Annotated in this window: 18 protein-coding genes and 2 pseudogenes; 8 read left to right on the top strand and 12 right to left on the bottom strand. The window is 69.5% G+C overall.

Features of this window, described 5'->3' with window-relative positions; genetic code table 11:
• Positions 1-322: 322 nt before the first annotated feature.
• Positions 323-979, bottom strand: coding sequence for a DUF1326 domain-containing protein (locus ABZ070_RS05405; RefSeq protein ID WP_356630157.1), 657 nt, complete (start codon positions 977-979; stop codon positions 323-325).
• A gap of 249 nt (positions 980-1,228) precedes the next feature.
• Complete coding sequence (locus tag ABZ070_RS05400; protein WP_356630155.1) at positions 1,229-2,065, bottom strand: DUF2182 domain-containing protein; 837 nt, start codon at positions 2,063-2,065, stop codon at positions 1,229-1,231.
• 279 nt (positions 2,066-2,344) lie between these two features.
• On the opposite strand from ABZ070_RS05400, the gene ABZ070_RS05395 reads away from it, so the two are divergent.
• From ABZ070_RS05395 to ABZ070_RS05385, 3 genes are all read left to right on the top strand, one after another.
• Positions 2,345-2,779, top strand: a complete 435-nt coding sequence (locus ABZ070_RS05395; RefSeq protein ID WP_356630153.1) for an NfeD family protein — start codon at positions 2,345-2,347, stop codon at positions 2,777-2,779.
• A 28-nt stretch (positions 2,780-2,807) separates the two neighbouring features.
• The gene (locus tag ABZ070_RS05390; protein WP_356630151.1) at positions 2,808-3,950 is read left to right on the top strand and encodes an SPFH domain-containing protein; all 1,143 of its coding nucleotides are present in this window, start codon (positions 2,808-2,810) and stop codon (positions 3,948-3,950) included.
• A gap of 398 nt (positions 3,951-4,348) precedes the next feature.
• Entirely contained in the window at positions 4,349-4,927 is a 579-nt protein-coding gene (locus ABZ070_RS05385) for a DM13 domain-containing protein (protein ID WP_356630149.1), read from the top strand.
• Positions 4,928-5,090: 163 nt separating this feature from the next.
• Here the strand turns inward: ABZ070_RS05385 and ABZ070_RS05380 are convergent, their stop codons facing one another.
• From ABZ070_RS05380 to ABZ070_RS05345, 8 genes and pseudogenes are all read right to left on the bottom strand, one after another.
• Positions 5,091-5,258, bottom strand: coding sequence for a hypothetical protein (locus ABZ070_RS05380; RefSeq protein WP_356630147.1), 168 nt, complete (start codon positions 5,256-5,258; stop codon positions 5,091-5,093).
• A 149-nt stretch (positions 5,259-5,407) separates the two neighbouring features.
• Positions 5,408-7,270 (bottom strand): NAD-binding protein, encoded by a 1,863-nt coding sequence (locus ABZ070_RS05375; RefSeq protein ID WP_356630198.1) that lies wholly within the window; start codon positions 7,268-7,270, stop codon positions 5,408-5,410.
• A 110-nt stretch (positions 7,271-7,380) separates the two neighbouring features.
• Entirely contained in the window at positions 7,381-8,115 is a 735-nt protein-coding gene (locus ABZ070_RS05370; RefSeq protein ID WP_356630145.1) for a hypothetical protein, read from the bottom strand.
• Positions 8,112-8,309 (bottom strand): hypothetical protein, encoded by a 198-nt coding sequence (locus tag ABZ070_RS05365; RefSeq protein WP_356630143.1) that lies wholly within the window; start codon positions 8,307-8,309, stop codon positions 8,112-8,114. Before ABZ070_RS05365 ends, ABZ070_RS05370 begins: the two co-directional genes overlap by 4 nt.
• A gap of 21 nt (positions 8,310-8,330) precedes the next feature.
• A pseudogene (locus tag ABZ070_RS05360) lies at positions 8,331-8,483 on the bottom strand (flotillin family protein); the annotation flags it as partial.
• A 101-nt stretch (positions 8,484-8,584) separates the two neighbouring features.
• Entirely contained in the window at positions 8,585-9,451 is an 867-nt protein-coding gene (locus tag ABZ070_RS05355) for an alpha/beta hydrolase (RefSeq protein ID WP_356630141.1), read from the bottom strand.
• A gap of 53 nt (positions 9,452-9,504) precedes the next feature.
• Positions 9,505-9,804: a DUF3040 domain-containing protein gene (locus ABZ070_RS05350; RefSeq protein WP_356630139.1), complete on the bottom strand. Its 300-nt coding sequence runs from the start codon at positions 9,802-9,804 to the stop codon at positions 9,505-9,507.
• A gap of 77 nt (positions 9,805-9,881) precedes the next feature.
• Positions 9,882-10,943, bottom strand: a complete 1,062-nt coding sequence (locus tag ABZ070_RS05345; RefSeq protein ID WP_356630137.1) for a helix-turn-helix domain-containing protein — start codon at positions 10,941-10,943, stop codon at positions 9,882-9,884.
• A 227-nt stretch (positions 10,944-11,170) separates the two neighbouring features.
• Here ABZ070_RS05345 and ABZ070_RS05340 point away from each other — a divergent pair, with 227 nt between their 5' ends.
• The 5 genes from ABZ070_RS05340 to nhaA all read left to right on the top strand — a co-directional run bounded on the left by ABZ070_RS05340 (position 11,171) and on the right by nhaA (position 22,280).
• Entirely contained in the window at positions 11,171-11,644 is a 474-nt protein-coding gene (locus ABZ070_RS05340) for a hypothetical protein (RefSeq protein ID WP_356630135.1), read from the top strand.
• A gap of 95 nt (positions 11,645-11,739) precedes the next feature.
• On the top strand, positions 11,740-13,746 hold the full coding sequence (locus ABZ070_RS05335) for a flotillin family protein (RefSeq protein WP_356630133.1): 2,007 nt from the start codon (positions 11,740-11,742) through the stop codon (positions 13,744-13,746).
• Between the two features lie 91 nt (positions 13,747-13,837).
• Positions 13,838-18,676, top strand: coding sequence for a DNA repair ATPase (locus ABZ070_RS05330; RefSeq protein WP_356630131.1), 4,839 nt, complete (start codon positions 13,838-13,840; stop codon positions 18,674-18,676).
• 536 nt (positions 18,677-19,212) lie between these two features.
• On the top strand, positions 19,213-20,751 hold the full coding sequence (locus tag ABZ070_RS05325) for an alanine/glycine:cation symporter family protein (protein WP_356630129.1): 1,539 nt from the start codon (positions 19,213-19,215) through the stop codon (positions 20,749-20,751).
• Positions 20,752-20,981: 230 nt separating this feature from the next.
• Entirely contained in the window at positions 20,982-22,280 is a 1,299-nt protein-coding gene (gene nhaA / locus ABZ070_RS05320; RefSeq protein ID WP_356630127.1) for a Na+/H+ antiporter NhaA, read from the top strand.
• A gap of 75 nt (positions 22,281-22,355) precedes the next feature.
• Here the strand turns inward: nhaA and ABZ070_RS05315 are convergent, their stop codons facing one another.
• Together ABZ070_RS05315 and ABZ070_RS05310 are read right to left on the bottom strand one after the other, a co-directional pair.
• The gene (locus tag ABZ070_RS05315) at positions 22,356-22,904 is read right to left on the bottom strand and encodes a MarR family transcriptional regulator (RefSeq protein WP_356630196.1); all 549 of its coding nucleotides are present in this window, start codon (positions 22,902-22,904) and stop codon (positions 22,356-22,358) included.
• Between the two features lie 3 nt (positions 22,905-22,907).
• Positions 22,908-23,192: pseudogene (locus ABZ070_RS05310) on the bottom strand (SpoIIE family protein phosphatase); the annotation flags it as partial.
• Between the last annotated feature and the right edge of the window lie 70 nt (positions 23,193-23,262).

Here is a 23,262-nt window from a genome sequence, read left to right as displayed (position 1 = left end):
AGGTGGGCCCACGACGCCGAGTACAGGCCGGCTCCAACCGCAGCGGGCGATGCCACCACCTGCCCTGCGGGCAGCTCCTGGGCGGGTACTACTCCTACTCTGCACCGGACGCCCGATCGCCTCGCCCGGCGCCAGTCCCGCCCCCTATCGGGCGCCGACCGCGTGCTGGTAGCCCGCAGGGTGAACTCGTCGAGGGAGACCCCAAGAGCATCGGCGACCGCGCCGACTGTGAAGAACCCTGGCTGGATCGCGCCCCCCGCTCTCCAGACGGGCCAGTGGCCCTGCCGTCCGCCGTGCGCAACCAGGCCAGGCAGCCGGCTCTTCAGTCAGGACCGCTCCATTCGAATGGAAAGTACTTGCTCGATTTGCCGGAGCGTTCCCAGGAGAAGCCGAATGCGTCGGCGCGGTCGACGGTGGCCCGGCCCCACGTGGCGATCTGGCCCGGCCCCACTTCGGCGCCCGGGGCATTGTGGACCTGGACGCGTGCGCCGTTCGGGGTGGTCGGGCCGGTGAGAGCTTCGGCGGTCGCCGTGACACGGCCTGGGATCTCGGCTCGCCAGGTGCCAAGGTCCTCGTCGATCTCCACGTGGATGGGAGCGATGTCCATGCCACGCATCTCGGGGTGGAACATCTCCACGAACTGTGCCGGCCATCCGCCCGCCTCACCGCCGAAGACGGCCCCAAGTGCAGCCCGCTGCTGGTCGTCGGCGCGTTCGTCGAGGAAGACCGCGGCGTACGGATCGGTATGCGTGCCGGCCCACGGGTTGCCCTCGAAGGAGCCGAGCATCAGGACGTTGAGATCGTCGAGCTGTACGTCGCCGAAGTTGCCTTCCCGGATGTGCCAGACCAGCACGCCCTCGCAGTCACCGTAGGTCGGGGGCTGCGCGAACGTGCAGGGGCAGGGAATGGCGCACTTGCACACGTCGAACCAGTCGCCGGCCAGGTGCCAGCGCGTAACGGTGGTGGCCTGTTGTGTCATCTCGCTTCCCTCCTGCCGAGCCCGGAAGAGCTCACTCGGAGCGGCGAGACCGCGTGTCCCGAGTCCGCTCCCGGGATCGGGAGGGGTGGCCTCGCCTCCAGCTTGCACCTCACGTCTCGGTCGGGAAACCGGTCTGCGTCGGCAATCGCCCCCGCGGTGGGCAGCGCCGCCGAGCCGCTCATCGAGCGGACCCACATCTGACGAGCCGGCGGGAGCGCCAGGGAAGTGACCCGGCACGTAAAGGGGTGATCACATGCCGTCCATCGACGGCATCGAGTCCTGCAGCCCCGGCAGCAGCCAGTCCTGAAACGGGGCGAGCAGGGCCAGGACGAGGAAGGCGACGCCCACGACGCTGGTGAGAAAGAAGCCCCGGGACCACAGCTTCTCCATGAAGATCACCAAGGCCAGTCCCGCCATCGCTGCCACGTTCATCACGCCGAGCGGAATGAGGACGACCATCAGTCCGGCGCAGCAGCCGACGCAGTAGGCGCCGTGGTGGACGCCCACCCGCAGGTCGCGGGCCGGCCGCCGGAAGCCGGCGTAGCGCACCAGACGGCTCAGCGGGTCGCGGCAGTGCCGTAGGCAGACGTGCTTGAGGGGACCGAGTTGGTACAGGCCGGCCAGCAGGAAGGCGATCGAGCCGATCCAGCGCCCGGCGGTCGGATGGTCGTCCACCAAGCCGCCGGTGAAGGCCAGGGCCGCGTAGGCGAGCAGTCCGAAGGCCGTCCACACCAACAGATATCCGCCCACGAACTCGATGGAGCGGGCGGCCCGGGTCCAGCCCGAGGACTGCCGTCCGATGCCCCGCACCCAGGTGAGGGCCACCGGTGCCATGGACGGCAGCATCATGGCCGCCATCATCGTCACCCAGAGCAGCAGGAACAGGGGCAGCGCCATCCCCATGGTGCCGGGCTCGACCCCCATGTCCCGGGCCTGTCCGATCGTCAGCGCCCAAGCGGGCACCGCGATCAGGACGACGAGGATCCAGGCCGCCGCGAGATCCCGCGTGGGCAACAATCCCCCGCCTGCTCCGGTGGGGGCGGGGGACCGGGTGGGTACGAAGGCGGAAGTCCGGCTGCGACGCATCGGTGTTGCCTCCTGCGACTGCTTCCAGAACAGCACACGTGCATCTGCGACGCGACCTGGCCCAAACGGTCTCCAGAGAAGCAGGAAGGGCCTGATCATCAGCGAGAATCATGCCCTTGAACTGGTGTTTCTCTGTCGAGGTGGCGGGATTTGGACGGCCTCCACGACGCCTGCGACGTTTTCGACGGTATCCACCCGGCCAAGGAGTGGAACGAGTCTGTTCTGTCCAGGGCCAGGTGGGTAAGGGGTGGGTAGGTCCCCTCGAGGGAGGCTGGTTCGATGCCGTGGTTCGTATGGCTACTTGCCGCCGCGGCGCTCGGTGTCGCGGAGTTTCTCACCCTGACGCTGGTCTTTGGGCTGCTGGCCGCCGCTGCACTGGTTGCCGCAGTCGTCGCCGGTGTGGGCATCGGCCTTCTCGGCCAGCTTGTGGCGTTTGGCGTGGCAGCGGCAGCGGGTCTTCTTGTTGTCCGTCCTGTTGCGCTGCGGATGGCACAGGCACCCCTCGCACGTGAGGGCAGCGACGCGCTGATCGGCAGGCGGGCCGAGGTCATGCAGGAGGTCACGGCTACCCGCGGCCTGATCAAGGTCTCTGGTGAGGAATGGTCGGCTCGCGCTCTCGACGAGAGTCTGGTGATCCCAGTGGGAGCGCTGGTGGACGTCATGGAGATCGAAGGCGCTACAGCGGTCGTCTACCCCCGCGAACTCCTTCCGTGAACGGCTGAACACATCCAACGGAGGAACTGTGGATCCGGTTGTCATCCCGTTTCTCGTGGCGGCGATTGTTGTTGTCTTCCTGGTGGCCGCCACGGTGCGGATCGTCCCGCAGGCGCGCCGTTACAACATCGAGCGGTTCGGCCGGTACCGGCGGACGCTGCAGCCCGGCCTGAACTTCGTCGTGCCGGTGGCGGACCGTGTCAACACCAAACTCGATGTGCGCGAGCAGGTGTATTCGTCCGCTCCCAAGCCGGTGATCACCGAGGACAACCTCGTGGTGAACATCGACACGGTGCTCTACTACCAGATCACCGACCCGCGGGCGGCGGCCTATGAGGTCGCTGACTATCTGCAGGCGATCGATCAGCTCACCGTGACCACGCTGCGGAACGTCATCGGCTCCATGGACCTGGAGGAGACGCTCACCTCACGTGAAGAGATCAATGCCCGCCTCCGCGCCGTCCTCGACGACGCCACCGGCAAGTGGGGCATCCGGGTCAACCGCGTCGAGATCAAGGCCATCGATCCGCCGGTCACCATCAAGGAGGCCATGGAGAAGCAGATGCGGGCCGAGCGTGACAAGCGCGCGGCCATCCTGCACGCCGAGGGGGAGCGGCAGGCCAAGATCCTTACGGCGGAAGGTACGAAGCAGAAGGACATCCTGGAAGCTCAGGGCACGCAGCAAGCCATGATCTTGCGGGCGGACGGCGAGGCGAAGGCGGTGGAGCGGGTTTTCCAGGCCGTTCATCGCAACAATGCCGACCCGAAGATCCTTGCCTACAAGTACCTTGAGACGCTCCCGCATCTGGCGAAGAGTGACAACAACACGTTGTGGGTGATCCCGGGGGAGCTGACCGAGGCAGTTCGCGCCGTCACCCACGCATTCGGCGATCAGTCGGCGATGGGTCTTCCCGCATCCGCGCAACCGCAGGAAGCAACCACCACCGATGCCGACGGCGCGTCGGATGAAGGCGGAGCTCCGGAGCTCGAGGCAGGCTCAACGTTTTCGCTCGACGCTGCCGCGGCTGCTGATGAGGTCGCGAAGCAGGCCGACGCCGCAGTGAGCGACGCGAAGGCCGAGGCCGAGGCCGCGGGTGCATCCCAGGTGCCGGGCAGGGGGCAGACGTCAGGCGATGAGCGCCGACAGAGCACCCGGCAGAGAGGCGCCTGAGATCCTGACCGAACCCCGGCTGCAGCAGCCCGCCGCAGAGGTCGCCGAGTGTGCCACACCGGTCATCGAGCATCCGGGGTCATCAACGGTCCGTGCCGCTGTCTTTCTGCGCAGGACAGAGATGTCACTTCTTCGGGCAATGATCGCGTGCGCGGCCTCGTGAGACAGCACGCTCCCGATGAGCTCCCGCCCTCGCTGTCCTCATCCGGCAGCGCAGGTCTCGGCATAGTGCGGTCACGCGGGGGGACAGGTCGCAGTCGACTACGCCGTCTTGCTTCCTGTCCCAGCGTGGTCGTACGGATGAAGGTAAGACTCTTGTCACCTGCCGAGGAATGGCCGTCCTCGCGCCCGGCATCGTTCAATGTGGGCGGTGAAGCTCGGATGCGGAAGGAATGAACATGGGTCGGGGTGACAGACGGCGCGGTCCGCTGTTCGCAGGAGGGCTGATCGTGGCGATCGTGCTTGCGAGTGTCGGGCTCTACTGGTTCCAGCCGTGGAAGCTGTGGCAGGACGAGACAGTCGAGGAAGCGCTTCCGAGTGTGGCTCCGACTGCGGCAGGGCCGGAGCCGACGACGTCCATGCTCCCGTCCACGTCCACGTCCGCGTCCCCGTCTCCGGCGGAGGAGGGGCCGCGGACTGTCGCTCAGGGTTCCCTGATCAGCCACGAGCACCAGACCACCGGGACGGTGCAGCTCATCCGGCTGCCCGATGGCTCGCACACGGTGCGGCTGGAGAACCTGGACACCAGCAACGGCCCCGATCTGCGTGTCTGGCTGACCGACGCCCCGGTCAAGGAAGGCAAGGCGGGCTGGCACGTCTTCGACGACGGGGAGTACGTCAGCCTGGGCAAGCTGAAGGGCAACAAGGGGGACCAGAACTACGCCGTCCCCACGGGCACCGACCTGTCCGGCCTCACCAGTGTCACCATCTGGTGCGACCGCTTCGACGTCTCCTTCGGCGCCGCCAAGCTGGCATAGAACGGGAAGCCGCTGGAGCTGGAGTGGGTAGGCGTTTCGGTCTCCCCGCTACTGCGCGTCCCTGTCCGTGCTGCCGGCCTACGCCGCCACAGGAGTGTCGTGGCTGTCCTTTGGCGCACGGAGATTCACGACGGACACGAGGCGTGCAGGGCGCACCGCTGGTTCACGGAACCGAGCAGCAGCCGGGCGAAGCCGCCCCTGCCAGTTTGCTCTGTGCCTCCTCGGCATCGAGGGCCGCGTCCACCGCGGGGGCGGACCAGCCGATTCCTCCTGCCACGTCGTACGCCGCCACCGCCTCGACGCCGCCTCCCGCCATCCGGACGTAGTCCATGGCCCAGCGCAGTGCCGCACAGGAGGCCGGGGAGCGATCGATACCTCCCCAGAGAGCGCCTACCCAGACCGCGCTCCGTATCCGGGAGGCTGATGGTCAAAGTCGCCCCCGCCGACGGAGTCGAAGGGTAGTTTCCAGACCTCTGTCGATCAGCCTGCGGAATGCGTGTCCGAGGGGGCACTCGCGTGGTGTCGCCCCAGCAGTTCGGCGAGGCCGCGGCGGGTTGCGGCGATGACGACGCGGTCTTCCGGTCGCAGCACGTAGCCGGGGTGGAGATCCCACAGCAGCTGGGGCTGCTCACCGTCGCGTCGGGTGGAGGCGAGGTCGGGACGGCGTGAGCCGGGGGAGGCGGTGTCAAGGGCGAGGACGCGCCAGGCACCGGGGCGGAAGGACTCGGCGACGGTGCGGCCCTCGAACTGTGGGTGCCCGGCGACAAGGAGGGCGGCGAAGACGAGGACCTTTCGTTCGACCGGGATCGCGCCGAGGATCTGGCGCCCCATCATGGCCCCGGCGAACGGGGGTGCCGCGAGGTGGGTGACGCTGCGGCTGCGCGTGAGGGCCCCGGGGTAGGCGGTCCGCAGTGTGCGGTAGACGGCAGTGGCGAACTCGTCGTCGTACAGCCGCAGGGCCACGCGCAGATCGGCCTTCACGGTACGGGCGTAGAGGGCGGCTTCCAGGTTCGTGGTGTCGGAGCTGGTGAGGGCGAGCAGGGCCTGCGCCCGGTGGACCTTCGCCGACTCCAGGACGCCTTCGTCGGTGACATCTCCGAGTACGACCGGCACGTTCAGGCTGCGGGCGAGGGGGATACCGCGGGCGTCGGGGTCCTCCTCGACGCAGACGACAGGGATGTCGAGCTCCCGCAGCCGGGCGAGGACTCGGGTGCCGACCTTCCCGAGGCCGAGCAGGACGACGTGTCCGGACAGCCCTCGGGGCGGTCGCCGAAGCGATCCGGCGGCGCGGAACGTGCCCAGTGCTTCCAGCGCTGCCGCGACGAGGAGCGGGAGCAGGGCGAGGCCGACGAGACCGGACAAGAACTGGAGGATCTGGTTCGTCGGCGGCGCGCCGAGCGCGGGGTCGTTGATCGCGAACAGGTCTAGCAGCGTGATGTATGCAGCGTGCACGGGGTCGGCGTCGGTAAGTGCGGTGGTGGTGAGGGTCAGGGCGAGTACGGAGGCGACCATGCCGACGAGCGCCCAGCGCAGACGGCTGGAGAAGAGTTCGCCCAACGGCGCCCCACGGCGGGCCAGGCGTCGCGCGGGCAGGGCGGGACCGGCGTACTGGACGGCTTCCAGGACGACACTGCCGCGCCCGGTGCTGCCCGTCACGGCCCGATCGTCCGGCAGGAGGACGGGGCCGTGCGGCCCGCTGGCCTCAGAGCCTTCGGCGCCCGCCGGGTCGGCCGTTGTGGACGACAGCAGCGCCAGGGTGCACAGGCCGGGGTCCGGCACCTCGCCGCGCCCGGGCGGAGTGCGCTCGGCGGCACGCAGCAGGACACCGTCGGCCTGGACGACCTTGCTCGTGCCGGCGACGGCGGTGGCGGCGAGAGCGGGGGCCGCGGTGTCGGCGTCGGACAGGACGGTCGTCGAGGCGTCGAGCACAGCCCGGTCCATGCCGGGGGAGTGCACGAGCGCTGCCTGGTCGAGCAGTTCCTCCAGGTGCTGGCCGAGCTTGCGGTTGTACATGCGGACGACGAGCCGCAGCCCGGGGCTGAGGCGGCGGGCGGCGAGCGCGGCACGCAGGTTGGTCTCGTCGTCCTCGTACAGCAGCGCCAGCGCCTCCGCACGGTCCACTCCGGCCCGGAGCAGCGCCTCCCGGGTGGGGGCCGGCGCGGTCCTCACGTCAACGGGGACGATCGTGCCGCCGCTCGTCGTACCCGACGGCTCCGCGACTGGCTCGACGGTCTGCTCCTCGGCTCCTGCCTCCGTGACGACCAGGACGACCCGCTGCCGGTAGACCTCCCGCAGCTCGTCGGCGAGCCGGTGGGCGAGCCCGTCGTCGCCGCACACGACCATGTGGCCACCGGCATGCGCCTGCGCGATTCCCTGATGCGGCAGCGCCGTCATGTCTCCCCCTGCGGCCTCGTAGAGATGCGTGAAATGAAGCGGCTGATCGCTGACTGTCGTCACCGACGCGAGCGGCCTCGTCGGCCACCGTGGACCAGAAACGCGACGGCTGCCAGGCTGGTGGGGGCCCATATGGCGATGAACGTCCCGATGGCCGGGTCCCACCCGTCGAGGACGAGCAACAGCAGGAACGTCCAAGCGCTCAGGCCGGCCACGGCCCATCCGCTCCTGGCGAGCGGATGTGGCCTCCGGCGGTGTGCGGCGGTCTCACGGTGCCGGAGGTGCCACCTCGACGCGTGGACGCCCCACCCGCCGCCCAGTAGGAGAATGATGCCGCCCCCGGCCGAGAACTGCGCGGCACCTTCCGGATAGGCGTCGGTTCGCTGCCCGGCCTCACCTTCCCGGAGCACGATGACCTCGCCCCGCCAGATCGTGCCCGCGACCCGATCGCCCGGGCGCACGTGGTCCAGGAAGTCGCTGACGCCGCTCAACGTCACCTCCCCGGCGGCCGCGTCGGGGCCGGAGACCTCCACCCAGCCTCCCGGGCTCTTGCCACGGCGCACTCGAACGGAATCCACGGTGAACCAGGCTGCTCGGAGGCAGTCTCCTGTGACCGCCCCACGGCACTCGCTCGCCGCCCGGAACGCACGCTCTTCGGCCACCGCTTGGGGGAGTCGCGCGAACAGCAGCGTGCCCGCGACGAGGGCTGCCGCTCCGGCGAGTCCGATGAGAGCGGCCCGAACGCGCAGCTGCAGTCTGTCGTACGGCTTGCCGCGTCGCGGAGCCCGTGTCACGGCCGGACCGCCCAATCGTCCAGCTCCGCGAAGACGAGGGGCACGGCGCCGCCGCCTGACGCCATGAGGCCGTAGACCGTGAGCATGTTCCCCCGGCCCTGCTTGCCCAGCGCCTCGTACTGGCTCATGGTGACCTCGGACCTCTGCCGCTGCGTGTTGGCGCGGAGGACGTGCACCTTGAAGCTTCTTCTCACGCCGTCCCCCGTCGGACTCTCTCAGTCGGCGATCTCGATCTGCGCGCTCGTCTCCTCCGGCACGGATATGGGTTCCGCCTTGCTGGTGATGCCCCGGAGGAGGGTGGCGAGGCCGACGCCGGTGCGAGGGAAGAGGAGTTCCATGCCCTGGGCGACGTTGTCGGTAACGGTGCGAGGATTGCGGTGCTGCGTCCGCCCGTCGACAGATGCTGCCACCGAACCGCACGGGAGTTCACTGCCGGAGCCCGGCAGTTCTTTACGCGCTCTTGATGCCGCTAACGCGCGCCCAGAGCCCCAGATACGACCTGAGCGATCCGACCCACTGCCTCGTCCAGGACCAGGTGCCCCGCGTCGCCGATCACGAGCAGGTCGGTGCCGAGGCGGAGTCCTGCGGCACGACGCAGCGCAGGCTCGGGCAGGAAGGTGTCGTGCTTTCCCGCGATCACGAAGGCGGGAGTCGTCCGGGCGGCCGTCAGGACGGACCGAGGCAGCGGCGGGGGAGCGAGGCTGCTGCGGCAGGACCCGCCCACGAGCGCCATCCAGTCGGCCAGGCCGCGCGGCGGCTCGGCACCGGGGGAAACCATGTGCCGTAGGAGTCGCTCGGCGTTGGGAACATCCCGACGCAGCAACCACGGAAGGGTCGCGCCGAGGACGGCAGGGCCGACCCGCAGCCTGACCAGCCCCGCCGGCGACACCAGCACGCGGGCCGTGATCCGCTCCGATCGGCAGGTGAGCGCGATCGCGCCACCCAGCGAATGCCCCACGACCACCGCGCCCCGGGGCGCGACCCGGTCCATGACCTCCGTCAGCCAGCGCCCGTACCAGGCCGTACGGTTGCGCCTGGGCCGAACGTCCGCGCTCAGACCGGGCTGCCCCGGCACGTCCAGCGCGATGACCTGACCGACAGCCGACAGCGATTTCAGTGTGTCCAGGGAGACGGCGGCGTTCATGTTCGTTCCCGGTACGAAGACGATGCCCGGAGTCCCTTCTGCCGGGTCGGCACCCACCGTCGTCACATGGGTGACCCCCGCAGAGGAGTCGACACGCGAGCGTGTATGGGGGACCCGCCACGCGTCGAGGCGCTGCTCACACCAGGCGCGTACGCGGTCGTGAGCGGCCGGACTGCGGTAGATCGATCGCATCGCGGCATCGTAGACCCGCGGTGCGTCTACCGGCGTGCGCGCTGCGTGCTCGATCACTGATGCGTGGTCACCATGGCGGAATGCGCCGTCGGCCGGGTGATTTCCCCGTCGGGTGGCGCGGGCGTTGTGTTCAGGGCGGCTGTCAGGATCAGCGCCAGCACTGCGATGACGGTCAGAATGACCGCTGTCACAAGTCGGGGATCGCGCCGTGAACGAGCCTTCACAGGGCGCTCCGGCTGCCGTGGAAACTGCTGGTTCAGCGTGTCCATCGTGGCGCTGAGGGCGGGATCGTCGTGTGTGAGCCCCCGCTCCATGTCGGCAAGAATGCGCTCGTCATCTGCGGGGTGACTCATCGTGACCCTCCACCTGCCGCTGGGGGAAGTCCTACCGTCAGTGTGCTCCTCCCGTGCCGCCTCGACGCGTTGAGCGGTCACAGATCCTGGTCGGGCCACCCCAGGAGGCGGGCGCCGATGACGGCGGTCTGGAGGGCGTAGCGCTGGACGGGATCGCCGGGGTCGGAGCCTGTCAGGTGTTGGATGCGGTCGAGACGGTACGTCATGGCCCGCACGCTGAGGTTCAGGCGGCGGGCCGCCTGCGCGGTGACGCAGCCGGTGTCGAAGTACGCGGTGAGGGTGTCCAGGAGCGGCTGGGCCCCGCCGCGTGCTTGCTGGAGCGGGCCGAGCACGGTGCGTACGAGGTCGGCCATGGCCTGCCGGTCGCGGGTCAGGACGGGGTAGACGAGGAGATCGGCGGCGTGCAGGACGGGGTCGTTCAGGTCCATGCGCGCGGCGAGGTCGAGGGCGTTGAGGGCTTCCTCGTAGGAGTGGACGACGCCGCCGGCGCCGGAGTGGGACCGGCCGATGGCGACCTGACCCCCGTCGGTGGCGGCGTACGCCTGCTTCGCGAAGTAGGCCAGTACCTCGGGTTCGTCGGCCGGGGCGACGCAGATGAGTCGGCCGTCCTTGGTGGTGAGCAGGATGCGGCGGTTGCCGAAGCGGGCGACGAGCGAGGACTCGACGGCGCGGGTGACCGCGTAGCCGTCGTCGTACGGCTCCGGGCCCTGCGCGACGGCCACCGCGTGGGCGTGGGAGAGGAGCAGCCCGAAACGCTCCGCCCGTTCGGCGAGCCTGCCGAGGTCGCTGCGGCCGTAGAGGAGATCGTCGATGAACTCGCGTCGTGCGGCCTCCTCCTGGCGCATCGCCAGGTGCTGTGCCCGGTCGTGACCCTCGGCGAAGGCGTCCACGGCCTGCCCGACGGCGCTCAGGAGATGGGCGGCGGCCGCATGCGGCAGCTCGGGGTGGACACGTTCCGCAGCGGAGAGATAGGCCCGGACAAGGCTCCGCAGCCCGATGCCGGCCTCCGCGGCCCGCTCCCCGCGGGACCGCAGCGCGTCCAGCTCGTCGCGTGTGAGTCTGCGGCGTGTCGCGCACACACTCGACAGGATCTCGGAATACCCCTCCAGATACTGCTCGGTGGTCTCTCGCTCCGTCACGGCCCCTCCCGGTTTCCTGTCGCGCCATTGACGAGTTCCTGACGCGCGCGGTCCAAGAGTGGCATGTCGCTCTTCGGGGGCGTCTCCGGCATCAAGGAGGCGTCAAAGACTGCCGGTTCACGGCAATGCCGACGCGGTCTCTGCTGCGCCAGGATGGTCTCGCGAGACGGGCCAGGCATCGAGTCGCTGCCTGGATCAGGAAACTTCGAGACATCACGGGGGGATCGATGCGTGAGCTCTTGAACGCCGCATTCGGCTTCCCGGCGATGCTGTTCACTGCCGCCGTGATCGTCGTCGCGGGCTTCTGGCTGTTGGTCCTGTTCCGTTTGGCGGAGCGCGACTGTTTCGACTCCGACGTGGACGCCAAAGCCCTGGGTCTCGACGGAGTGCCGGTCTCCGTGACCGTAACCCTGTCGATGGTGGTCGGCTGGCTTCTGAGTGTGGGCGGCTCAGTGCTCCTGGCGCGTGTCGGCTTGCCCGGTGTTCTTTCGCACCTGCTCTCCACGGCTCTGCTGCTGGTGGCCCCGCTCCTCTCCTGGCTGGTGACGCGGCAGCTCGTACGGCCGCTGTCGAAGCTGTTCCCCGACGACTCCGGGCTGTCGCGGCAGGACGTCGTGGGTCTGTCAGGTCCGCCCGAACGGGACCGATCCACTGTTTCTGGGCAGTGCCCTTCCGCTGCGCCGGTACGACAAGGCCGATAGCTCGTCCGGGCGCGCCGCCGGTAAGGCGCCCGCCCACGCAACGCCGCCGTTTGAGCCTGCGGCTCGCCACTTCTTCCATCGACACGGGGTTTCTCATGGATGCCATCACCCCGGGCATCGGCGCGTTGATCGCCGTTGTCCTGCTCATCGCCGTCGCTCTGCTCTTCGCCGTCACCCGGCTGTTCCGGAAGGTGGAGCAGGGCAAGGCCCTGATCGTCTCCAAGATGCGGAAGGTCGACGTCACCTTCACCGGCCAGGTGGTCCTGCCCGTGCTGCACAAGGCCGAGCTCATGGACATCTCGGTGAAGGCGATCGAGATCAGCCGGACCGGCCGGGACGGGCTGATCTGCCGGGACAACATCCGCGCCGATATCCGTATCTCGTTCTTCGTCCGTGTCAACAAGACGGTCGAGGACGTCATCAAGGTCGCCCAGGCCATCGGCACCCAGCGGGCCAGCGACAAGGAGACGCTGCAGGAGCTGTTCAACGCCAAGTTCTCCGAGGCGCTCAAGACCGTCGGCAAGCAGATGGACTTCACCGACCTGTACACCAAGCGCGAGGAGCTGCGCTTCAAGATCATCGAGCTCATCGGCATCGACCTCAACGGCTACAGCCTGGAGGACGCGGCCATCGACTACCTGGAGCAGACCCCGCTCTCCCAGCTCGACCCCGGCAACATCCTCGACGCACAGGGCATCCGCAAGATCACCGAGCTGACAGCCGTCGAGAACGTCCGGACCAACGAGTACCGCCAGCACGAGCAGAAGGAGATCACCCGGCAGAACGTCGACGCCCGCGAGGCCATCCTCGAACTCGAACGGCGCCAGGCCGATGCCGAGATCAAGCAGAAGCGCGAGATCGACACCGTACGGGCACGGGAGGAGGCCGAGACCGCGCGGGTCGTGGAGGAGGAGCGGCTGCGCGCGCAGAGCGCCTTCCTGCGTACCGAGGAGCAGCTCGGCATCCAGCGCGAGAACCAGGCCCGCGAGGTCGCCGTCGCGCAGAAGAACCGCGAGCGGGTCATCGCCATCGAGAACGAGCGCATCGAGAAGGACCGCCTCCTCGAAGTCATCGCCCGGGACCGGGAGACCGAACTGACCCGCATTTCCGCCGACAAGGAGGTCGAGGCCGAGCGCCGGGAGATCGCAGAGGTGATCCGGGAGCGGGTCGCCGTGGACCGCACGGTCGCCGAGCAGGAGGAGTCCATCAAGCGGCTGCGGGCGGTCGAGGAGGCCGAGCGCGAGCGGCAGGCCGTGATCATCGCAGCTGAAGCCGAGGCACAGGAGAAGCTGGTCAAGGACATCAAGGCAGCCGAGGCCGCCGAGCAGGCGGCAGTGCACCGCGCCGCCGAGGAGCTCACGCTCGCCGAGGCCCGGAACAAGGCCGCGGACATGGACGCCCGCGCCAAGATCCGCTTCGCCGAAGGCATCCAGGCCGAGGCCGCCGCCGAGGGCCTCGCGGCCGTGCAGGTACGGGAGAAGGAGGCAGACGCCATCGAGAAGGCCGGCCGCGCCGAGGCGGAGGCCACCGAGGCCCGGCTGCGTGCCGAGGCCGCCGGCACCCGGGAGAAGGCCCTTGCAGAGGCGACGGCGATCGGCGAGAAGCTCAAGGCCGAGGCGGCTGGTCTGACCGAGAAGGCGGCCGCCATGGCCGCACTCGACGAGGCGTCCCGTACCCACGAGGAGTACCGGCTGCGCCTGGAGGCGGAGAAGGACATCCGGCTCGCCGGGCTCGACGTCCAGCGGCAGGTCGCCGAGGCACAGGCCACGGTCCTCGCGACCGGCCTGGAGAACGCCGACATCAACATCGTCGGCGGCGAGTCGGTCTTCCTCGACCGCCTGGTCCAGTCGATCGCGCTCGGCAAGTCCGTCGACGGCTTCATGGAGCACTCGCAGACCGCGCAGGCGCTCGCCGGCCCGTGGCTGAACGGCGACGGCTCCTTCACCGAGGACCTGACCAAGGTGCTCGGCTCGCTGTCCACCGCTGACGTGCAGAACCTCAGTGTGTCCGCGCTGCTGGCGAAGGTCATGAAGTCCGGGGTCCTGGACGTGGCGGCCCCCGCAGGCGCCGAGACAGCGCTCAACGGCACCGCCAAGAGCTGACCGCCCAGCGGTCACAGCGGGGCCGGTGCCGACATACGGGGGTTGACGGCATCGGCCCCGCAACCATCACGGAACAGGGGAGCGAAACGACATGAGCGCCGGAATCGACCAGGACACGTATGCGGTGCTGCGCGATCGCCTCGTCGCGCAGGCCGGTGAGCTTGCCCGGCGCGTCGAGAACCTCAACCAGGCGCGGATCACGGAGTTCGGTTCGGGCGAGCTGACCCTCGCGGGCACCGACCGCATCCGAACCGAGAGCAACGGCCTGGCCCGGGACATCGTCGCCGTCGGCGAGGACGTCCTGCTCTTCGGCCGCCACACGACATCATCGGACCGGGCCAGGACCTCGGTCTCCGATGTCTTCAACCTGTACGACCGCGAGCTGAATCCGCTGCCTGAGGGCGCGGTGCCCGGCCTTCTGGACGACCCGGACTTCGTACGGGAGTTCACCGGCCTGCACCGCTACTTCCGTGGGACGCGTCTGCTGCGGCTGCGCCGCGTGGAAGGCCGCCTCCTCGCGGTTTTCCAGACGGGAGAGCAGGCCGACGACCTGCGCGTCCTGCGCTGGTCCGTCGGACCGACGGGCGAGACGCGTTTCCTCGACGCCCAGGGCGAGCGTGATCACGTATCCCCTCCCTCCCACGACGTCGACTGGGTGGAGACGACCCGCGACGACCACGTGCTGGGCCGGCACCCCCACATCTCGCTCGACGGCCTCCTCTTCATCTCCACGGTCGGCGGAGCGTTGACGGTGAAGTCGGAGAACGACACCGAAACCGGCGAAGGTGTCCACAGCGAACCGGTCGACGAGCCTCTGCAGTCCCTGGCCGACGCGGAGGTCGCGTACGCGACGGTGGGCGCTCTGATCGTTGTGCGTGTCCGCCCGTACAAGGAGCAGACCCGACGTCATCTCGTCTTCAACACCCTGACCGGGACCGTGGTCAGACTCGACGGCATCGGACAGGCATGTCTGCGCCTGCCGGAGGACGAGGGCATCCTCTTCCCCGGCGGTTACTGCCTCGCCTCCGGGACGGTGAAGACCTTTGACATGGACTCGGCGGAGGTGACGTTCGAGCGGGCGATCCGTTCCCCCAACGGCGAGGACATCCTCTTCGTCTTCCACGCCCAGGAGTCCGGCCGAAGCCTGCTACTGCCGTACAACCGGATCCGCAAGGAGATCGCCGCCCCCGTCTCCTGCCGCGGATACGCACTCCTCGACGACGGGACGATGGTCGTGCTGCGCGCCGAGGACGGGGAGCCCGGCCGCGTGCACCCGGCGCAGATCTGGCGGACGCCGTACGTGGCGGACACCCATGTGTCGCCGCCGAGCGAGGGGCCGTTGGCCCGGATCGGCAACGCGGATCTCGTCCGTGGCATCTCCGACTGCCTCGCCATCGCCCGGCAGGCCGTCGAGCTGACGCCCGCCGGCGCGGTGTACGAGTCGCTGGTCGTCGCGTGCGAGCGCGCCACCGACGTTCACCACTGGCTGGGCGACCCGGAGACGGGCGACCTGCACGGTCCGCTGGCCGAGCTGCGGGGCACCGCCGCACAGGTGCTCGACGAGTTCGAGACGGTGACCACACTCACCCGGCAGGCGACCGACGCGCTGGCCGAGACCACCCAGCAGATCACCCGGTTGATCCGGCGCATCCGGGGCGAGGCGCCCGCCACGGCCGAGGAGTGGATCGGGCGGATCACCGAACTGCGCCAGGCCCAGGGGCACCTGGTGACCCTGAAGGAGATGCGGTACGCCGACACGGAGAGCATCGACGCGCTCGCTGCGGACCTCGAGGCCGACATCGCCTCGGCCGCGCAGCGGGCCGTCGCGTTCCTCCGGCGCGAGGACGCCTTCACCAGCCACGACAGGGAGGCAGAAACACTTGCCACGGAGGCCGGAGAGCTGACCACCGTCGCCGAGGCGGGCCCCGTCGGCGACCGGCTCGACGAGCACACCCTAGGGCTTCGGACGCTCAGCGAGATCATCGCCGGCCTCGACATCGGCGACGCGACCGTACGCACCTCGATCCTGCAGCGGATCGGAGACGTCCTCGGCTCGCTCAACCGCGCCCGTGCCGTCCTTGTCTCTCGGCGCGCCGAACTCCTCGACCTGGAGGGCAGGGCGGAATTCGCCGCCGAGCTCGCCCTGCTCGGCCAGGCCGTCACCGGCGCACTGGCGGCGTCGGACGCCCCGGAGCGCTGCGACGACCAGCTCGGCCGCCTGCTGCTCCAGCTGGAGAACCTGGAGTCCCGCTTCGCCGAGCACGAAGGCTTTCTGGCCGACATCGGCGACAAGCGGACCGAGATCTACGACGCCTTCACGGCACGCAAGCAGTCTCTCCAGGACACCCGCGCACGCCGTGCGGAGCGTCTCGCGGAGTCTGCCGGCCGGGTGCTTGAGGCGATCGCCCGGCGCACTTCCACCCTGCGCGACCTCGACGAGGTGCACACGTACTTCGCCTCGGACCCGATGGTGGCCAAGGTCCGGCGTACCTCCGCGGAACTGCGGGAACTCGGCGACCAGGTACGGGCGGAGGAGCTGGAAGGCAGGCTCACAGCGGCCCGTCAGGAGGCCGGGCGCGCACTGCGGGACCGTACCGACCTGTTCTCCGGCGACGGTGACACGATCCGGCTCGGCCGGCACCGCTTCGCCGTCAACCGGCAGGCCCCGGAACTGACGCTCGTCCCGTACGAGGACAGCCTCGCCATCGCACTGACCGGAACCGACTACCGCGCCCCCGTCACCGACCCGGAGTTCGCCGCGACCCGGCCGTACTGGAACCGGACGCTGCCGTCCGAGTCGCCGGAGGTCTACCGCGCCGAGCACCTGGCCGCACGCCTGCTTGCCGAACACGGCGCGGACGGTCTGGCCGGCGCGGACATCGCCGAACTCGCCCGGCGGGCGGCCGAGGCCGCCTACGACGAGGGCTACGAGCGCGGCGTCCACGACCACGACGCGGCGGCGATCCTGGAGGCGGTGCTCAGGCTCCACGAGGGTGCCGGACTCCTCCGGCACCCGGCAGAGGCGCGCGCGGCCGCCCAGACGTTCTGGGCCCACTCCACCACCGTGGCGGCCCGCGAGCAGTGGACCCGGCGTGCGGTCTCACTGACCCAGGCCCGTGACCTCTTCGGCTCGGCATCGGCCCTGGACGGACTCCAGCGGGAGCTGGCCGAGGAGATCGGCGACGAGACCGCCGCCGCCTACCTGATCGCGGAACTGGCCTCCGGCCCCACGGGCTTCGCCGTCTCCGCCCAATCGCACGCACTGCTGGACAAGTTCCGCCGCGTCGTCGTCGACTCCGCGTACGACGACACCCTCGCCGCTCTCACGGAGCCGGCCGCGCGCCGGCAGCTCGTCGAGGCGTGGCTCACCTCGTACGCGTCGGCCTCCGGCGAGCAGCTCGACGAGGGCGTACTGGCCGAGGCCGTAGCCGTCGAACTCACCCCGGATCTCGAACGCTACGAGGTGGGCGCCCCGACCACGGCGACCGTCACCGGAATCCTCGGCACCCACCCCCGCGTGGCACGGGGCGCGATGCAGCTGCGCCTGGACGAGTACCTGGCCAGGACGCGGGGCTTCGCCGATGTGGACGTTCCCGCCTTCCGTGCCTACCAGCAGCACCGGGCGGAGCTCGTCACGGCCGAGCGCGCACGGCTGCGCGTGGAGGAGTACCGGCCCCGCGTCATGTCCTCCTTCGTCCGCAACCGGCTCGTGGACGAGGTCTACCTGCCCCTGATCGGCGACCATCTCGCCAAGCAACTCGGCGCGGCAGGAGACGCCAAGCGGACCGACTCGCACGGTCTGCTGCTGCTCCTCTCCCCGCCCGGCTACGGCAAGACCACGCTGATCGAGTACGTCGCCGACCGCCTCGGTCTGCTGCTCGTCAAGGTCGACGGTCCCGCCCTCGGCGAGTACACGACCTCGCTGGACCCCGCCGAGGCGCCCGACGCCGCCGCCCGCCGGGAGCTGGAGAAGATCGCCTTCGCGCTCGCGGCGGGCAACAACGTCCTGCTGTACCTGGACGACATCCAGCACACCTCGCCGGAGTTCCTGCAGAAGTTCATCCCGCTCTGCGACGCCACACGCGCTCTGGGCGGCCACGACCTGCGTGGCAAGCGATTCGCCGTCTGTATGGCAGGCAACCCCTACACCGAGTCCGGACAGCGCTTCCGTGTACCGGACATGCTCGCCAACCGGGCCGACGTGTGGAACCTCGGCGACGTGCTGACCGGCAAGGAGGAGGCCTTCGCGCTGAGCTTCGTCGAGAACGCCCTCACCTCCCACCCCGTCCTCGCCCCGCTCGCCGGCCGCGACCGCACCGACCTGGAGCTCCTGACCCGGCTGGCGACGGGCGACCCCACCGCACGACGCGACCGGCTCACCCACCCCTACGCCCCCGCCGAACTCGACCACCTCCTCGCCGTCCTGCGCCACCTGCTGACCGCCCGCGAAACCGTCCTGGCGGTCAACAAGGCCTACATCGCCTCCGCCGCCCAGTCCGACGACGCCCGCACCGAGCCGCCCTTCCGGCTCCAGGGCTCGTACCGCAACATGAACAAGATCGCGGCCCGCCTTTCACCCGCCATGAACGACGCCGAACTCGCCGCCGTCATCGACGACCACTACACCGCCGAGGCCCAGACCCTCACCACCGACGCCGAGGCCAACCTCCTGAAGCTCGCCGTGCTGCGGGGCGCCCTCACCACCTCGCAGGCCGCCCGTTGGTCGGAGGTCACCACCGCCTATCTGCGGAGCCAGGCGCTCGGCGGCGCCGGAGAGGACCCGCTGAGCCGGGCGGTCGCCGCTCTCGGCCTGCTTGCCGACCGCATCACGGCCGTCGAAACGGCGATCACCCGGGCGACGGACCCGCGCCATCTGCTCGCCCGTCCGGTAGGAACGCACGGGGCAGGACCGGCAGAGGCTTCCCGCTAGGCAGGTGAGGTGCCTGGTGCTCCACGCGTTCCTGGATATGTCCGAAACTCTGTCTGCGGCCGGGCGGGGTGTCTGTCGCAGTTGCGGTGCGCCAGTTCCACGCTGAACCAGGCTCGCGCGGGCCGTTCCCGCCGAGCCGTGGACGACTGCCTGCGGCCATCCCTGATGAACAGGGGTGTCACGTATTCAAGCCCCTGACCTGCAAAGATAAGCGCACTGTGAACGGACATTGTGTCCGGATAACGGTCACGTCACGCTTGCTGGGACTTTCGAAGATCACCGTACGTTATGTGATGTCCGTCACGCTGCGTGTCGCCGGTGTCGTGGTAGGAATGCGCAACTCCGCAGGTGGCACCGCACGTCGCCGCTCCTGCGCAGTGCCGGCGCGCGCCGGCAGCACCGCTCAAGGTGATCACGCTCCGAGTCCACGGACGTGACGCCTCTGGTCGCCGATCGGACAACGGCGTTCGCTCACACACCGCACACCTACTGGCGCAGCCCCCGCGCGCCGGTCCTGCGTTACTGAGGTCCCCACCGTGTCACTCGAATCCTTCACCCAGTCCGTCGACAAGGCTGTCAGCGGATTCTTCGAGCCCATAGCCGAGTGGCTCGGAGAGGTCGTCTTCTACGCCGTCCCCGTCGGGGGTACGGAGCTTCCCCTCATCGTGGCCTGGCTCGTCGTCGCGGGTCTGGTCTTCACCGGCTGGTTCGGCTTCGTCCAGCTGCGCAAGTTCCGGCTGGCCGTGAACGTGGTGCGGGGCAAATACGACGAGAAGGGGTCGGCCGGTGAGGTCAACCACTTCCAGGCGCTGACCGCCGCCGTCTCCGGCACCGTCGGTCTCGGCAACATCGCCGGTGTCGCCGTCGCGGTTTCCATCGGCGGCCCCGGCGCCACGTTCTGGATGATCCTCTGCGGTCTGCTGGGCATGGCGACGAAGTTCGTCGAGGTCACCCTCGGTGTGAAGTACCGCGAGGTGCACGCCGACGGCACCGTGTCCGGCGGCCCGATGCACTACCTGCCCAAGGGCCTGACCGAGCGCTTCGGCAAGAACGGCAAGACCCTCGGCAAGATCCTCGCCGTCCTCGCCTCGTTCTTCGTGCTGTTCTTCGGCCTGTTCGGCGGCAACCTCTTCCAGGTCAACCAGTCCTACGCCCAGCTCGTCTCGGTCACCGGCGGTGAGGACGGCCTGATGGGCGGCTCTGCGGGCGCGCTCTTCTTCGGCATCCTGATCGCGGCCCTGGTCGGCATCGTGCTCCTCGGCGGCATCCGTTCGATCGCCTCCGTCACCAGCAAGCTCGTCCCGGCGATGGCCGGCATCTACATCGCCGCCTGCCTCGTCGTCATCGCCGTCCACGTCACCGCCGTCCCCGCCGCGATCGCCACGATCATCGAGGGCGCCTTCAACCCCCAGGGCGTCGCGGGCGGTGTCCTCGGCGCGCTGATCATCGGCTTCAAGCGGGCCGCGTTCTCCAACGAGGCGGGTCTCGGCTCCGCCCCGATCGCCCACGCCGCGGTGAAGACCAAGCACCCCGCGAGCGAGGGCCTGGTCGCCCTGCTCGAGCCGTTCATCGACACGGTCGTCATCTGCACCATGACCGCGCTGACCATCGTCATCGCCAACCCGGCCAGCTATGTCGAGCTGCGTGAGGGCGGCGAGTCCATCGGCGGCGTGACCATCACCTCCGACGCCTTCGCCACCGTCCTGCCGTGGTTCCCGTACATCCTCACCGTCGCGGTCATGCTGTTCGCGATCTCCACGGTGCTGACCTGGGGTTACTACTGCATGAAGGCGTGGACCTACCTCTTCGGCCGCAGCAAGGCCAGCGAGGTGAGCTTCAAGGTCTTCTACACCCTGTTCGCGGTGGCCGGTTCCCTGCTCACACTGCAGACGCTGATCGACATGGCCGACGCGGTGCTGTTCATGCTCGCCGTCATCAACATCATCGGCCTCTACCTCCTCGCCCCGGTCGTCAAGCGGGAGCTGAACTCCTTCCTCGCCTTCGTGAAGAAGCGCGACGCCGGACTCGACACCGACGACGACGCCGACCAGGAGTCGGTGAAGACCACCGTCTGACCGCCCCCCGGCGGCCCGGCTCCTGAAGGGCCCTGTCCTCACCTCGCGCCTTGGTGGGGACAGGGCCCTCACTCTTGTTCCAGCAGGTGAGAGACGCCTGGTGAGGCTCCTGCGCGCCCGATAGGGTGTAAACAACGCGTCAAGGGATGACGCTGGTGTGCCGGGAAGTCTGGTCGGCGTCCGAGGGGCCTCTGTGCCCATTTGTCGACCTGCCCCGGAGGCTTCCTCTCATGACCCAGGCACGCTCGCGCAAGACCGTCTTCGGACTGCTGCCCTGGCCCGAGCGCCAGGCCGTGGCCGAGGCCCTGCGGACGGAGACGGTCGGCGGTCTGGTCCTCCTCGCGGCGGCCGTCGTCGCCCTCGTCTGGGCGAACAGCCCCTGGAGCGAAGCGTACGAGTCCGTTCGGGACTTCCACTTCGGCATCCCCGCCCTCGGCCTGGACCTGTCGGTCGCCCACTGGACCGCCGACGGTCTCCTCGCGGTCTTCTTCCTGGTCGCGGGCATCGAGCTGAAGCGTGAGCTCGTCGTCGGTGAACTGCGCACCCCCGCCACGGCGGCCCTGCCCGTGATCGCCGCCCTGTGCGGCATGGCGGTACCGGCGGCCGTCTACATCCTCGTCGCCACGTCGGGCGGCGGAAGCCTCGACGGCTGGGCCGTTCCCATGGCCACCGACATCGCCTTCGCCCTCGCCGTCCTGGCCGTCATCAGCACCCATCTGCCCTCCGCCCTGCGGGCGTTCCTGCTCACCCTCGCCGTCGTCGACGATCTCGGCGCCATCCTCATCATCGCGATCTTCTTCACGAGCGACCTCAACTTCTGGGCCCTGGGCGCAGCGTTCGCCGGCCTCGTCCTCTTCTACGCACTCCAGCGCTTCCGGGTGCGCGGCTGGTGGTGGTACGTGCCGCTCGGCGTCGCGACCTGGGCACTGATGTACAACTCCGGTGTCCACGCCACCGTCGCGGGCGTCGCCATGGGCCTCATCCTGCGTACCACCCGCGACAAGGGTGAGGAAGCCTCGCCGGGCACGCGCGTCGCCCACCTCGTCCACCCCTTCTCCGCGGGCGTCGCCGTCCCCCTCTTCGCCCTCTTCGCCGCAGGCGTCGGAGTCTCGGGCGCCGCGCTCGCCCACGTCTTCACCGACCCGGAGCCCCTCGGGGTCTTCCTCGGTCTGGTCGCGGGCAAGATCCTCGGCATCTTCCTCGGCACCTACCTTGCCGCCCGCTTCACGCGTGCCCAACTCAACCCCGACCTTGCCTGGGCCGACGTCTTCGGACTCGCCACCCTGGCCGGCATCGGCTTCACCGTCGCCCTCCTCATCGGCGAACTCGCCTTCCCGAACGCTGCCGAGGCCGAGCACATCAAGGCCGCCGTCCTGATCGGCTCCCTCTCCGCCGCCGTCCTTGCCGCCGCGCTGCTACGCCGCCGCAACCGCCTCTACCGGCGCCTGTGGGAAGACGAAGAGCGCGACGAGGACGCGGACGGCATCCCCGACATCTACCAGACGGGGCGGGCGGGCGGCAGCGCGTGACCCACTGCTGTGGAGTCTCGTCAGGACGGCCCTTCTGGCGTTCGCCGTTGTCTGTTTCGTTGCCGTCGTGCGGTCCTACTGCGTACCGCCGTCCGCCCAGTCGGACCAGCCGAGAGGATGCGAGCCCTGGTCACCGCCGCCGAAGGCCGGTTCCTGACCAGCGGAGTTGAAAACGTCGAGAGCCTCCACGAGGGCGGTGCGCTGAGCGGGGTCGAGGCGACGGAGAACGGCCATGATCTCCTTACGCCGTCGGGAGGTCACGTCCTGGACGACGCGGCTCCCCTCCTCGGTCAGGCGCAGGACGGTCTCGCGGCGGTTGGCCGGGTTCGTCCGACGGGCCATCAGGCCGGAGGCGATCAGCCGGTCCACCATCCGCATGGCGGTGGACGGCTGTACGCCGAGGTGGTCGGCCAAGGACACCAGCTTCGACGGACCGCGGGTGGACAGCACCACGAGCATCCGGAACTGCGGCAGCGTGATGCTCTCCTCGACCGTCGCCAGCGACCGGGCCGATACCGCGACGAGCAGCCGCGAGGCTGTCAGCACGGCACGCGTGACGGCTTCGATGTCGTCCTGAGGTCCGTATGCGAGAGCATGAGGAGACGGACCCGGTCCCCTCTCCAGCCGTGCGCTGACGCCCGTGAGGTCGGGCTCGTCGTGAGCGGCCTCCCGGAAGGCACCGAGTACATCGGCAGCCGTCTCCACGGCGTCGAGCCCCTTGCCCTGGACATCGCCGACGATGACCCTGCCACGTCGACGGAGCCAGATGTGTGCCCGCCCACGGGAGGGCAAGGGGCCTCGCGTGGGCGTGTCATGGACCCGGCCCGACCTCCGGTGCGGGATGTTCGTCCCGGCGACTGGTGAGTGTGCGGAGGTGTCCCGGTGGCGGCGAGCGACGGCAATCGGAGTCACCCCGAGCCAGCACCCCGGGCGCCGTCCGAGCCTCCTGAGCGTCCCACTCCTCTGAGGCGTTTGCAGACTG

Source organism: Streptomyces sp. NPDC006283, assembly GCF_040613325.1.
In the GTDB taxonomy this organism is placed as follows: Bacteria; Actinomycetota; Actinomycetes; order Streptomycetales; family Streptomycetaceae; genus Streptomyces.
Note: the sequence above shows the minus strand (reverse complement) of the source record. Positions and strands in the feature narration are given on the sequence as shown.